Raw genomic sequence first — 12,640 nt, forward strand, 5'->3', positions numbered from 1 at the left:
ACATGAAGCTGGAATCGCTAGTAATCGCGGATCAGCATGCCGCGGTGAATACGTTCCCGGGCCTTGTACACACCGCCCGTCACACCACGAGAGTTTGTAACACCCGAAGTCGGTGACAGAACCCTTAGGGGACTGAGCTGCCGAAGGTGGGACAGATGATTGGGGTGAAGTCGTAACAAGGTATCCCTACCGGAAGGNGGGGATGGATCACCTCCTTTCTATGGAGTACCTTTTGGTACAAATTCGGTTACCAAATAATCAGGCGTGTTACTCACTCTTCGGTTTTCAGGGAATAATTTTTTTCACAATGAGCAAACTAAGGGCCTATAGCTCAGCTGGTTAGAGCGCACGCCTGATAAGCGTGAGGTCAGTGGTTCGAGTCCACTTAGGCCCACCATATACCCATTATATGGGGCTATAGCTCAGCTGGGAGAGCGCCTGCCTTGCAAGCAGGAGGTCAGCGGTTCGATCCCGCTTAGCTCCACCACAACAAATCCTTTCCATTCGGAAGGGTTTTTTGTTTGCATCAAACTAATTATACAAAGATTGTGATTTTTTACCTTGAGGCTAATCAACTAAGTTAGACACAAGTTTTGCAAGCAAAAATATTATCGTTAAATTGTACTTAGCTCGAATAATTCCTTTCCCTACAGAAAGGGGTTTAGTTTTTGAAACGGAACAAAGGGAATGTGGGTTTTATTTTTATGGTTTTATATTAGTTCGGAACCGGGATAATTTTATTTAAAAAGAGAGTTGACAGAAAAAAGAGTAGAGTGTATTATCTAATCATTAAGTGAGTCGCCCACTCAATCTGCAACTAAGGATTAGCTGGATATATTTTTTTGAGTTTATAATGAGTGAGTAACTCACTATAAAAATGAATATTCAACTTACCTCATTAAAAACATGTAAAATGGAGGATTAAAATATGACAAATAACAAACTGGCACTTACACAAGGAAATACAGAGAGAGCAATTATTATTGGAGGAAGCATGGGTGGACTGCTTACAGCTAGTGTATTATCTGAGTATTTCACAGAGGTTCTCATCATAGAGAGAGATGAGTTACCTGAAAAACCTATGGATCGTGTAGGTACACCACAAGGGTTTCATCCACATCGTTTTACACCGCGTCTTAAGATTATTTTAGAACGTTTATTTCCGGGATACAATGATGTTTTACTTGAAAATGGAGCTTCCGAATTATTAAATAAGTATGTTTGCCAAATCAATCAATATGGAAAGATAACTATTGGTCCAAACCCTAGGAAAGATACTGCATGTAGTCGTGCATTGATGGAATGGACCATACGGGAATATGTCAAGAAAATATCTAATGTTCGTTTTTTAGTAAAACATGATGTAATAGGATTGCAAACAACTGCTGATCATACTACTGTCACAGGTGTCCATTTACGAGACCGCACATTAAAACAAGAAAAAACGCTGACAGCAGACATGGTGTTTGACATCAGTGGTCGTGGATCCAAACTAGTGCCATGGTTACAACAGTTTGGCTATGAAGTTCCAACACCTGATCGACTAAAAGTCGCTCTTGCTTATAGCACCCGTCGCTTTCGGATTCCAGCACATTTAGCTGAAAAATGGGATGTTATTCGTATAGCTGGTCATCCTTCAACGGAGACGTTTACTGGTGTTCTATCTACCATTGAAAATGATGTTGCCGAAGTATTGCTGTATGGTTTAGGTGGTCGGTATCCATCTACGAAACCGGATGAATATTTGCAAGAAGCTGCTCGACTCTCCAATCCGCTCATTGCAGAGGTAATACAAGAGCTTGAACCAATCACTGCTCCTCGAGGATTTCGAGTTCCAGAATTGATTCGTCAACGTTTCGAACAAATGGAAAGATGGCCAGCTGGGTTGTTAGTTTTAGGAGATGCTTTTTGTAATGTTGATCCGATTTTTGGTCAAGGAATAACAATGGCTTCTGTTGAAGCGGAGATGTTGGAAAAATGCTTGCAAGAACAAAAGAAACAGCCAGTATCCAACTTCGAACAATATGCGCTCAAGAGAATCCAAGATGCTATTGAACCAGGATGGTGGTTGAATTGTGCGGCTGATTTGGCTTGGACTGGGGTTGAATATGTAGGACAGCCTTTAAAAGGAATTGATTTTGCTAGCAAATATCTTGAAATATATCTCAAGCATGCAACTGTCCAGCAAAATCTGAAACAATATGGAATGTATTGGGCAGTAAACACTTTATTATTCTCACCACGTGTATTGTTCAATCCGGAAATGATTGCTAGTGTTATGGCAAGTGCCTCAACTAAGGATAGGCAGTGGTATAATGAACAAACACAAGGAACGGGTCAATTTACAGATTTACAATTAGAAGAACGGATACCATCTTTCTCTAGAGCGAATTTTATTGAGCTTTCCCCACAGCGCTAGTATGAGACAAGGAGCAATGTTGTATGTCACCATTAAGGGCAGAACAATTGAAGCAGATTCGTGATAATCGTAAAGAGCAAATTATGAATGCAGCTTTAAAAGTCTTTGCACGTCGAGGTTTTATTGGTGCAAAAACCAATATGATTGCCACGGAAGCAGGTTTAAGTGAAGGTTTGTTATATAAATACTTCAAATCAAAGGACGAACTTTTTATCACGCTTGTTGAACAAGCGATAGATGGATCGATGGAGGTTTTCCAGCTTGTGTATCAATTTCCGGGGTCTCCATTGGAAAAATTACGGACATTGAGTAAACATATTCTTGATAAAGAAAATCAAGATGGGTTTTTGTTAGTTCACCAAGCTCGTACTGGGGATTGTATACCAGAACAAGCGAGACAGTTGATTCAAAACTATTCGAATAGAAGATACGCTGAACAATTGATTCCTCTGATTGAGAAAGGACAACAAACTGGGGAATTTATATCAGGAGAACCTAGTGAATTAGCTTCCTGTTATATAAAAGTGTTATCTGGATTGATGACATTAAGTTTGGATATAGAAGACGAATCATTGCCAGAAGTGGATTGGTTATTGAGGCTAGTTATAAATCCTATTGTTCATGTTCAAGAACAAAATAAAAAATAGATCGAAAGAGTAAGAGCAGTTTTTACGATTATTGTAGCTTTTATTTATGGTGAGTTTTATATCCTATCCAAAATAAGAAAAGAACCATCTATACGGATGGTTCTTTCTCCTTCCTCTATATAAACATAATCGATAATTGTCGCGCCCCGTGAAGTGTGCGGATCTTCAGATCCACTCACCCCACGGGATTGCGTCACGCCTCAGGCTGCGACTCGAACTCCGCGACGATCTTCTCCGTGGTACCGGGGTGCATCTTCCGAAGGGCCTCGAACAGCGGAGTGTCCTTCAGGCCGTGCTGGACCAGGGGACGAATCAGGTTGAGGGTCGCGGACTCCAGGTCGCAGACCGCCTGGTCGTACGCGGAACCGATGTAGTACGACTCCTGCCTACAGTCGCGGTCATACATGTCCCGCTCCAGGAGCTCCTGGACTTCGGAAATCCCGAGGCTCGTCGTCAGCTTGTTCATGGGATGACGGATTTCCTGCAGGCTGTTGTCGATCATCGTCTTGAAGGGGATGATCCAGCTCTCGGAGGGAGCCTCCTCAGAGGTGAGTGCGTTGATCACTTCCTTGAGTTCGTCGGAAGCGGCGAGGCTGAACGTACGCTTGTCGCCCTGCTCCTGCTCGCTGACGATGTTCAGGGAAGACTGGACCTTGGTCATTCGAGTACTCCTTGTCGACGTGACACTTGGATTGCTATTTTATATTATAGAGCACATGCATAAATAATACAAGTATTCATATTTTTCATTAAACATGTAATATATTCGAATAATTAAGAGTATTTTCGATAAAAAGGGCAGTCGTCTGAAACAAGCTGCCCTTTATCAGAATCTAATTTGATCTCCATTTTGAAGATAGTTGCTATGTATTATTCTTCATTACTGACTCAACAATGGCCTCTACTTCTATTTCCACTAATAAATCCGGATAATTTGTCCCATTTCAGTCTAAATAAATATATTAAGGGCGGCCTGTAAGCATTCGTATCAGGACATTTGGGTCTGGTTGGATAAATTCTTCGTCATTATTTAAGTTTAAGGCCATCAATCCAGATAGTACGGTAAAAAAAGAACTCACTATCTTATTGGGATCACCGGGTGCGAACTCACCAAGTTCTTGTCCTTCCTTAAAAAGTGGTACCATTTGATCAAAAAGTTGAGAACTTAAAAAGTGTTCTTTGGCAATTCTCTTTAGTTTATCAGGTACTTCATCAGATAAAAGAACTTGGTGGGTGAGCAGAAAATAGAGTTGATCCTCTTCCTTGAATTCAATCATGCTTCTTAATTTTTCTAGGGGAGTTCCTGGTGATTGATACATTTCCTTAATTCCATTTTCCAACTCATGTATTGCATTGTGGATTAAGGTTTCGAGAAATTCATCTTTTGATTTGTAATAATGATACAAAAGTCCTTTACTGATCCCTGCTTCTGAAGCAATTGTGGACAATTTCGTTCCTATGTATCCTTTACGAGCAAAGATTTTAAGTCCAACACTCAATATTTGTTCTATTCGTTTATCCCGAATTTGTTTAAATTGCTCTTCACTTAATGGGGACATGATATGCATTCCTTTATATGAGTTTTGCTACTTTGTTCAACACTATTATAGTTAATTGGAAATAGAAAGACAAAAAGGTGTTATACCTTACTTACCAACGCATTCTTTGCAAGCAAATCTTCTACTGTTTCTTTAATAATTGTATCAAAATTAGTGTGTTGATAAGTGTATACATCCGTATGGATCGATTCTCTTCTAATCGTTTTTCCCGTCAATGGATAGGCAGAAGCGGCTTCTTTACTGAAAAGTTTTCCTATCCACATCATATATTTTGGCATTACTTTAGAAGATGGAGCAAATCCAAGATGAGAAAAGTTATGGCGAATCGCAGTAGGTAAATCAACAAATTTTCCTCTTGCTCCTATGCTAAAGTGTCTATTTCCATTGGTTTCCTTTTTGTCCATAATCGTTATATGCATACGAGCGCAATCTCGAACATCTACAACATCTGCTGACATATCTGGTTGCATGGGTTCTTTTCCTTCGGCAATTTTCTTGATCCAACCTTGAGTAAACGATACGTTTGGTAGACAAGATGGTCCAAAGATGAAAACTGGATTAATGGTAGATAGTTTCACATTGTTAGGATTTTGTACTTTGTTTTGCACCATATCCCAAGCAATTTTTTCTGCGAGTGTTTTACTGCGAAAATATTCGCTTATATTTTTTGGGTTAGTCCAATCGTTTTCGGTAAAGGTAGTTTTGGTGGATGGATGACCAAAGATAATAGCGGATTCAGAGCTAGTAACTACTACCTTTTTTACGGTATTGGACTGAAAGGAAGCCTGCAAAGCGTATTTTGTTCCTTGAGTTGCACTTGCAATCAGATTTTTTTCTGTTTTTTTCGCTTGTGGACTGGCAACATGGAAAACCCATTTGCATCCTTCTACAGCCTCTTTCCAACCCTTTTCTTTTTGTAAATCTGCTTCTACTAATTCAATTCCAGGTAAATTTTCTTTTATCATTTTTACCTTTTTCGAATCGTTTATGTTGCGCATAGTACCTCTGACACGAAATCCATCCTGTAATAAATATTTCCCAACCCAAGAAGCTAGGTATCCTGTTATTCCAGTCACTAAACATAAGTCGCCTTTTTTCATGTTGTTGTAATCCATTGTTATTCATCCTTTGTAATGTTTTTTGACCGGTCCGTCCGTTCAACGATAGATTAAACCATTAGAACTTTTTCGTCAAGCATTTTTTTTATTATTTTAAAATGATAGACAGAGGGAGCTAATGAATGAAGGAAAACTGCGGGTTATCGTAGGCCAGAGGTAATCTTGACTTGTTTCCACCAAAGCGATTTCTGACCTGCTAAATGCAGGAACGGGGAATAGGGGAGAACGGAATTGGATCAAGAGTGAAGTGCATAGCTGTGCGACGACCACTTCCCAAGTGATCCATTTCACATTCGGAGGAAAGGTCAGTCCACGTTACATCGGAAATGGTGTATCAAGAGAGGCTATGCTTCATGTCGCTAGAGAGTTCTTTGGAGTAAACTCCGACTCTTTGGTCAGGTTCTGATAAAGGGCAGTTCGTATCTAACGAACTGCCCGAACTCGATTTGATTTCAATTTTGAAAATAGTAGCCGTGTATGATCGCCATTACTTCGTCTGGACAATAGCCTCTACTTCTATTTCTACTAATAAATCTGGGTCAATTAACCCTTTGATCTCAATCATACTAGCAACTGGCTGTATATCTTTAAAAAATTCCCCGTGCGCTTTGCCGATCTCTTCCCATTGAGAAATATCAGTCACAAACATTCTTGTTCTTACCACATCAGACATGCTGCTCCCTAATTCTTTTAGAGCACCTTCAATGGTTACTAATATAAACCTTGTCTGTTCATATGCATTCCCTACTCCAACAACTTTTCCGTCTTTCATAGCCGTTGTACCTGCTACTTCGATACGGTTTCCTATACGTATAGCACGGCAATATCCTACAAGGGCTTCCCACGGTGAGCCAGTAAATACTTTTTGTCTATTCATGGTTGCAATCTCTCCTCATTTTAGTAGCTTTTTATTTGCTGGGTTCACTATACTTTCTAGATGCTTGAATTCCTTTAATTTTTCTTCGCTTGCACTCTCTTTATGTAAGTATACATGTAGGTAAAGATAACGAAAATTGGTATAAAACTTTAAAAAGAAATTGATCTGATCTTCCCAATCATCGTCTAATTCATTTTCACAGAGGTAACCAAACATAAATTTATGTAAAAACTCATGTTTAAATGAGCTTTTCTCGTATTCCGAAACATAATGCAGGGCATTATAAAGAGCAACAGCAATATCATATGTGTACCAATGGTATTTTACATGGTTCAAGTCGAATAAGATTAGCTCTCTTTTTTTGTTGAGAAGGAAATTACGATTGCTAAACTCGTTATGAATGAGACCATACGTTTTTTTGTTTTTTGGGAGGTTGCTTGCTTTTTCTCGCAGTTCAATCCATCGATCTTGTACCAACTTGGGTGCTGTGGAAAGATCACGATGATAAATTTCGCCTTGGTTCCAATCATCAAAAGGTGTATCTATTTCTTGCAAGTGAAATTTTTTTGAGATGGCATGCATTTTTCCCATTTCTTGTCCCCATCGTGTAAATAAATAATCGTTCCAATGGAGAAAATCTGTGTCTTTGTTGTCTATTTTTTCTCCCTCTGCTTTTTCAAACGAGATGGCACAGCAAGGAATAGGAAGGGTGTGAATTACTTCGATGGTATTGCCTCTTTTGGACAAAATATTTTTTGGTATCTGGATGCCATTTTTTCTTAAAAACTGGGTCCACTTCATTTCTGACTGCAGGATATTGCGATCTTTGTTTGCGGATGGAATCAGCTTAAGAATAAATTCTTCTCCATCACGTTCGTATTGAAATACATTTTGATAAAATCCGCCTATACAAGTAATAGAAGATTCTGTTCCTTGGAACCGCCGCACAGCCTCTTCTACAATATCTTTTTTCCACATCTTGCTCGATCACCATGCTTTCTTGATTGATTATATATCTCCTTATTATATCAAAAGCAAATTGTCCGTAATTCAAGGAGAAACAAGCAGCTATAAAAAAACATTCTACCTATGCCTTGACCTAAATGTTCGTATATGATTATATTTTTGTTAGAAATAATCCATTATATGTTCGTTTTTAATAGAATTGGAGGTTTTTATGAGTCAACAGATGGAGCGCGTGGTAGTGCTGGATTTCGGTGGTCAATACAATCAACTTATTGCAAGAAGAATTCGTGATCTAGGCGTATTTAGTGAGTTGCTTCCTCACACAGTAACGGCAGAAGAATTGAAACAGCATAAGCCTTCAGGAATTATTTTTTCAGGAGGGCCTAACAGTATTTATGAAGAAGGGGCTCTCAAGTGCGATCCTGCTATTTTTGAGCTGGGAGTTCCTATTTTAGGAATTTGTTATGGCATGCAGCTAATAGCTGCACACTATGGTGCAAAAGTAGATCGTGCACATAAGCGTGAATATGGAAAAGCCGAATTAGAAGTAGTAGGCAATAGTAAACTCTTTGCTTCTTTTGGAGCAAAAGAACAAGTATGGATGAGCCATAGTGATGTATTGCTTGCACCTCCAGCAGGTTTTGAAGTGATTGGTAAGACAGAATCTGCTCCAGTAGCTGCTATGATGGATGAGACTAGACAATTTTACGCTGTTCAGTTCCATCCAGAAGTACAGCACACTACAAATGGCAATATGATGTTAAAAGAATTTTTGTTTGCTATTTGTGGATGCAAAGGTGATTGGACGATGGAGACATTTATGGAAGATGCAATAGCAGATATCCGAAACCGTGTAGGGGATAAAAAGGTATTATGTGCCCTTAGCGGTGGAGTAGATTCTTCTGTTGTAGCAGTTCTTATTCACAAAGCAATCGGTGATCAATTAACTTGTATGTTTGTAGATCATGGCCTTTTACGTAAAGGAGAAGCAGAGGGTGTTGTTTCTACTTTCCAAGATCATTTTCATATGAACTTTGTGAAGATAGATGCAAAAGAACGCTTTCTGGGTAAATTGGCTGGCGTATCTGATCCTGAACAAAAACGAAAAATCATTGGTAATGAATTTATATATGTATTTGAAGAAGAGTCTTCGAAATTAGGCAAACATGACTTTTTAGGGCAAGGCACGCTATATACGGACATCATTGAATCTGGAACAGCAACAGCACATACGATCAAATCACACCACAATGTAGGTGGTTTGCCAGAAGAAATGAGTATGGAACTGATCGAACCATTGAATACCTTATTTAAAGATGAAGTCCGCAAATTGGGTGAAGAACTAGGAATTTCCCGGGAAATTGTATGGCGTCAACCTTTCCCTGGACCAGGACTTGCCATACGAGTTATTGGAGAAGTAACAGAAGAAAAATTACAGATCGTTCGTGATTCGGATGCTATTTTGCGAGAAGAAATTGCAAAAGCAGGTTTGGACCGAGAAATTTGGCAGTATTTCACTGCTCTTCCAGATTTCAAAAGTGTAGGGGTAATGGGTGATGTTAGAACTTATGCATACACTGTTGGTATCCGAGCGGTAACTTCTATTGATGGAATGACTGCAGACTGGGCAAGAATCCCATATGACATCTTAGAAAAGATCTCCACTCGTATCGTAAATGAAGTCGATCATGTTAATCGAGTAGTTTATGATGTTACATCTAAACCACCATCTACGATTGAGTGGGAATAAGGTAAACCATTTAAAAGAAGAGGGATTTCGGTATGACAGAAAAAAAAACAACAAGTATATCCGGTTTTTTTAAACTAGAGGAACACAAAACAAATATTCGAACCGAAATTTTAGCAGGTGTGACCACCTTTTTTGCTATGGCTTATATCATTCTAGTGAATCCAAGTTTTTTGAGCCAAACTGGTATGGACTTTGGTGCGGTTTTCGTTGCTACTTGCTTGTCCGCTGCTCTTGGTACTTTATTAATGGGAATGATTGCAAATTACCCAATTGCACTTGCTCCTGGAATGGGTTTGAATGCTTATTTTACATTTGCAGTATGTTTGGGAATGGGAATTCCATGGCAAAAAGCACTCGGAGCTGTATTTATCTCGGGTGTGATCTTCTTATTACTTACTGTCACAAAAGTTCGTGAGATGATCATTAATTCCATTCCTGCATCATTAAAATTTGCTGTATCAGCAGGTATTGGTCTATTCATTGCCTTTATTGGAATGAAGAATGCGGCTTTAATCGTTGCAAATGAAGCAACATTTATAGCTTTAAATCCAAAGTTATCTTATGATCCAAGTTTGCTATTAACAATTTTCGGACTTGTTTTTACGGTTATTTTGATGCTTCGCAAAATTACTGGTGCTATTTTTATTGGAATGATTGTGACTGGAATTATTGGAGTAGTAACCGGACTGATAGCTCCTCCAACAGGAGTTTTTTCCATGCCTCCAAGCATGGCACCGACTTTTTTGCAGATGGATATCATGGGAGCACTTGAATTAGGTCTATTTGCGATTGTCTTTTCCTTTTTGTTTGTGGATTTATTTGATAATGCAGGTACGCTAGTTGGAGTGGCCAATCAAGCTGGATTGCTTAAAGATAATAAGTTACCAAAAGCAGGACGTGCACTTGTCACCGATTCTGTTGCCACAATGGCAGGTGCTTCAATGGGAACAAGTACAGTGACTTCTTATATTGAGTCTGCATCTGGTGTGGCATCTGGGGGGAGAACTGGATTAACTTCGGTCGTAACTGCGATTTGTCTGGGTCTATCTGTATTTTTCTTTCCATTGGTTAAAGCATTTGCTGGTGTAGCAGCTATTACGTCGCCTGCCCTTATTATCGTTGGAGTTTTGATGGCAGGAAGTCTACGTAATATCAAATGGGATGATTTTTCCGAAGCAGTTCCAGCATTTTTGACAATGGTCATGATGCCTTTTACTTATAGTATCGCAACAGGTATTGCAGTTGGATTTATTCTTTATCCTGTTTGTCAGATTATCATGGGAAATTGGAAAAAAGTTCATCCTATTATGTATATTCTAGCGGTCTTGTTTGTTTTACGATTTATCTATGTTGGAGCAATTTAAATTCAGAAATAACAAAACCTCCTTTTGAAACGAAGGAGGTTTTGTTATATAAAACAAAGTTTTATCTAGTGGGAAATGTTTGCTTTCTTTAAATTATTAGAGAAAAAGACTTGACCATATCTTTATAAACTATTAACATTATCTTTACAAGTAGATGAGTTACAAACTACTTGGTGAATACTTGACTCACTAGGAGGGTATCAGTTTATGATCAAATCCATTGAAGTGAAGAAAGTAGATTCATTAGGGCCTTACCCATAGGCATTTTGTTACAAAAAGTACTTAATTTGGAAATGGAAAAAGCTTCGTGACTTTCTGAGGGGGGATTCTATTGGAGTTCCAAAGCAGTAGTTATCGGCAAGCGAAAGGTCCGTATCCTTAGTAGTATTAGCAGTATATAGTGTAAGCCACCGCAAAAACGGTGGCTTTTTTAGTGCATAACCAAAAGTACATTTTGGAAAACCTACCAACAGGGAGGTTTTCTTTTATGCTTACTATTTTTCTTAGTTGTTGGCTCGCCTTTTTTCCTGTATCTGATATCAACGAAATACAATCCATGTTTTATACCAAACAACAATCCGTAAACAAAAATGATGTATCAAGATTTTTATCCACTCTTTATCCTGATGAACATTATAAACAAGAACAAAAAAGATGGTTTTTAGATGCAGTTTCGTTTATTGACCCCAAATCCTTTCAAATGAAAGTAAAAAGTTATCAGATGATTTCAAGCAATTATTACCAAGTTGTCATTACCCAAACATATAGAAAAAAAAATATACCTTATACTTTTACTTATCGAACAGAAGTTAGAAAAACAAAACAGGGATGGAAAGATGCCGATTCCCTTGGTTATACAAGGAAAAAAGGAGCAATAACAGTTAAGTACAGTGATCCAATACTTCTATTACAAGCAGAAAGAGCTATTTCTATATTGTTACATGTTTCCGAAATGTTAGGAGATAAATATGTGCAGAGGCCAAAAGTGATAGAGGCAAAACTATATTATAATCCAGAAGTTTTTCGACAATCGGTTAAGTTATCCTTGCCGACTTGGGCTGGAGGATGGAACGAAGCAAGACAGTCCATTAAATTAGTAATTGGAAAATCGGATCTGTCCTCCTTAACACACGGTCTTGCCCATGAGTACACACATCAATTAATAAGTTATTTAACAAATGATAATGCTGCATATTGGCTTCAAGAAGGAGCAGCGATGTACTATGAGGCGTTAATCTCGAAAGAAACACCTCATATAGATCGAGATTTTCAACCTTATACAATTTCTCAGTTAGAACGACTGAATTTGGAAGAATTGTCTGATGAAAAAGCTTCCGATTATTATGTCTCCTGCTATATTCAATTTAAAAAGCTGATTCATCAATATGGGGAACAGAAACTAGGAAATGTATTTAGGCACTTACATCGTTATCCTTATATAGATGTGGATAGTGCTATAAAACAAAAACAAACCAATCAAAGAACATTTCACATACTTCAAGAGAACAATATCCTGCCAAATCAATTGCATTCAATATCGGACGCATACCTGAAAAAGACGAATAAAAACATATTATAAAAAAAGTGTTGACTTTAGATAATCAACCATGCTATATTATTTCTTGTCGCCGCGACAGTGCGGATGACACAAAAAAAGAAGTTGTTCCTTGAAAACTGAAGAGTGAGATCACAAACCTGTTAATTTTTTTAACAAGCTAGCAATAGCAAATGAGCAAGACAAGCTTTCTAACATGGAGAGTTTGATCCTGGCTCAGGACGAACGCTGGCGGCGTGCCTAATACATGCAAGTCGAGCGAGGAACTTCGGTTCCTAGCGGCGAACGGGTGAGTAACACGTGGGCAACCTGCCCTCAAGCCTGGGATAACTCCGGGAAACCGGGGCTAACACCAGATAATCTTTTCTTTCGCATGAAAGAGAAG

10 protein-coding genes, 2 tRNA genes and 2 rRNA genes are annotated in these 12,640 nt (G+C 38.6%); 9 read left to right on the forward strand and 5 right to left on the reverse strand.

What is annotated here, in order from left to right:
• The 5 genes from A3GQ_RS0120610 to A3GQ_RS25185 all read left to right on the forward strand — a co-directional run.
• Positions 1 to 218 (forward strand): 16S ribosomal RNA (locus A3GQ_RS0120610); the annotation flags it as partial.
• Between the two features lie 102 nt (positions 219 to 320).
• Positions 321 to 397: transfer RNA gene (locus A3GQ_RS0120615), tRNA-Ile, on the forward strand.
• Positions 398 to 411: 14 nt separating this feature from the next.
• Positions 412 to 487, forward strand: a tRNA-Ala gene (locus tag A3GQ_RS0120620).
• 441 nt (positions 488 to 928) lie between these two features.
• The gene (locus tag A3GQ_RS0120625) at positions 929 to 2,419 is read left to right on the forward strand and encodes an NAD(P)/FAD-dependent oxidoreductase (RefSeq protein ID WP_028778654.1); all 1,491 of its coding nucleotides are present in this window, start codon (positions 929 to 931) and stop codon (positions 2,417 to 2,419) included.
• A 23-nt stretch (positions 2,420 to 2,442) separates the two neighbouring features.
• A complete protein-coding gene (locus A3GQ_RS25185; RefSeq protein WP_037465737.1) occupies positions 2,443 to 3,066 on the forward strand; it encodes a TetR/AcrR family transcriptional regulator in 624 nt (207 codons plus the stop codon).
• A 193-nt stretch (positions 3,067 to 3,259) separates the two neighbouring features.
• On the opposite strand, the gene A3GQ_RS0120635 is transcribed toward A3GQ_RS25185, so the two are convergent.
• From A3GQ_RS0120635 to A3GQ_RS0120655, 5 genes are all read right to left on the reverse strand, one after another.
• Positions 3,260 to 3,727, reverse strand: coding sequence for a hypothetical protein (locus A3GQ_RS0120635; protein ID WP_028778655.1), 468 nt, complete (start codon positions 3,725 to 3,727; stop codon positions 3,260 to 3,262).
• Positions 3,728 to 4,028: 301 nt separating this feature from the next.
• The gene (locus A3GQ_RS0120640; RefSeq protein ID WP_028778656.1) at positions 4,029 to 4,625 is read right to left on the reverse strand and encodes a TetR/AcrR family transcriptional regulator; all 597 of its coding nucleotides are present in this window, start codon (positions 4,623 to 4,625) and stop codon (positions 4,029 to 4,031) included.
• 80 nt (positions 4,626 to 4,705) lie between these two features.
• A complete protein-coding gene (locus A3GQ_RS0120645; RefSeq protein ID WP_028778657.1) occupies positions 4,706 to 5,740 on the reverse strand; it encodes an NAD-dependent epimerase/dehydratase family protein in 1,035 nt (344 codons plus the stop codon).
• Between the two features lie 490 nt (positions 5,741 to 6,230).
• A complete protein-coding gene (locus A3GQ_RS0120650; protein ID WP_028778658.1) occupies positions 6,231 to 6,620 on the reverse strand; it encodes a RidA family protein in 390 nt (129 codons plus the stop codon).
• A gap of 15 nt (positions 6,621 to 6,635) precedes the next feature.
• Positions 6,636 to 7,598 (reverse strand): phosphotransferase enzyme family protein, encoded by a 963-nt coding sequence (locus tag A3GQ_RS0120655; protein WP_028778659.1) that lies wholly within the window; start codon positions 7,596 to 7,598, stop codon positions 6,636 to 6,638.
• Positions 7,599 to 7,797: 199 nt separating this feature from the next.
• Between A3GQ_RS0120655 and guaA the strand changes: the two genes are divergently transcribed.
• From guaA to A3GQ_RS0120675, 4 genes are all read left to right on the forward strand, one after another.
• A complete protein-coding gene (gene guaA, locus A3GQ_RS0120660; RefSeq protein ID WP_028778660.1) occupies positions 7,798 to 9,336 on the forward strand; it encodes a glutamine-hydrolyzing GMP synthase in 1,539 nt (512 codons plus the stop codon).
• Between the two features lie 32 nt (positions 9,337 to 9,368).
• Positions 9,369 to 10,700 carry an NCS2 family permease gene (locus A3GQ_RS0120665; RefSeq protein ID WP_028778661.1) on the forward strand — a complete coding sequence of 444 codons (1,332 nt, stop codon included), beginning with the start codon at positions 9,369 to 9,371 and terminating at the stop codon, positions 10,698 to 10,700.
• Between the two features lie 487 nt (positions 10,701 to 11,187).
• Positions 11,188 to 12,279 (forward strand): gluzincin family metallopeptidase, encoded by a 1,092-nt coding sequence (locus A3GQ_RS0120670; RefSeq protein WP_028778662.1) that lies wholly within the window; start codon positions 11,188 to 11,190, stop codon positions 12,277 to 12,279.
• Positions 12,280 to 12,448: 169 nt separating this feature from the next.
• Positions 12,449 to 12,640 (forward strand): 16S ribosomal RNA (locus tag A3GQ_RS0120675); the annotation flags it as partial.

Source organism: Shimazuella kribbensis DSM 45090 (assembly GCF_000428065.1).
Classification (GTDB): Bacteria; Bacillota; Bacilli; order Thermoactinomycetales; family Thermoactinomycetaceae; genus Shimazuella; species Shimazuella kribbensis.

What these genes read in the sequence shown, in the direction of transcription:
- A3GQ_RS0120665 (WP_028778661.1), top strand. Translation starts at nt 9,369, where the DNA reads ATGACAGAAAAAAAAACAACAAGTATATCCGGTTTTTTTAAACTAGAG.
- A3GQ_RS0120670 (WP_028778662.1), top strand. Translation starts at nt 11,188, where the DNA reads ATGCTTACTATTTTTCTTAGTTGTTGGCTCGCCTTTTTTCCTGTATCT.
- A3GQ_RS0120655 (WP_028778659.1), bottom strand. Translation starts at nt 7,598, where the DNA reads ATGTGGAAAAAAGATATTGTAGAAGAGGCTGTGCGGCGGTTCCAAGGA.
- A3GQ_RS25185 (WP_037465737.1), top strand. Translation starts at nt 2,443, where the DNA reads ATGTCACCATTAAGGGCAGAACAATTGAAGCAGATTCGTGATAATCGT.
- guaA (WP_028778660.1), top strand. Translation starts at nt 7,798, where the DNA reads ATGAGTCAACAGATGGAGCGCGTGGTAGTGCTGGATTTCGGTGGTCAA.
- A3GQ_RS0120640 (WP_028778656.1), bottom strand. Translation starts at nt 4,625, where the DNA reads ATGTCCCCATTAAGTGAAGAGCAATTTAAACAAATTCGGGATAAACGA.
- A3GQ_RS0120645 (WP_028778657.1), bottom strand. Translation starts at nt 5,740, where the DNA reads ATGGATTACAACAACATGAAAAAAGGCGACTTATGTTTAGTGACTGGA.
- A3GQ_RS0120625 (WP_028778654.1), top strand. Translation starts at nt 929, where the DNA reads ATGACAAATAACAAACTGGCACTTACACAAGGAAATACAGAGAGAGCA.
- A3GQ_RS0120650 (WP_028778658.1), bottom strand. Translation starts at nt 6,620, where the DNA reads ATGAATAGACAAAAAGTATTTACTGGCTCACCGTGGGAAGCCCTTGTA.
- A3GQ_RS0120635 (WP_028778655.1), bottom strand. Translation starts at nt 3,727, where the DNA reads ATGACCAAGGTCCAGTCTTCCCTGAACATCGTCAGCGAGCAGGAGCAG.